The organism is Cupriavidus sp. SIMBA_020, assembly GCF_046535395.1.
In the GTDB taxonomy this organism is placed as follows: Bacteria; Pseudomonadota; Gammaproteobacteria; order Burkholderiales; family Burkholderiaceae; genus Cupriavidus; species Cupriavidus campinensis.
Map to the genome: position 1 here is coordinate 1 of NZ_JAWRWU010001557.1, position 239 is coordinate 239.

The window sequence follows — 239 nt, forward strand, 5'->3', positions numbered from 1 at the left end:
TGATTTGTCCTGGTTCCTTCAGAATTTTCCTATCGTTATCTCAATTCGATAGTTCTGCGCCGATTTCGACACGGGCCGGCGCGGTTAGAATACGCGCTGCCGCAAAGTGCAAGGATTCCAACACATGAAAACCACGTTTCTGGATTTCGAGCAGCCGATCGCTGAACTCGAAGCGAAGATCGAAGAACTGCGCTTCGTTCAGGACGACTCGGCTGTCGATATTTCGGAAGAGATCGACC

Annotated in this window: 1 pseudogene; it reads left to right on the forward strand. The window is 50.6% G+C overall.

What is annotated here, in order from left to right:
- Positions 1-124 precede the first annotated feature (124 nt).
- Positions 125-239: pseudogene (locus SB751_RS34835) on the forward strand (acetyl-CoA carboxylase carboxyl transferase subunit alpha); the annotation flags it as partial.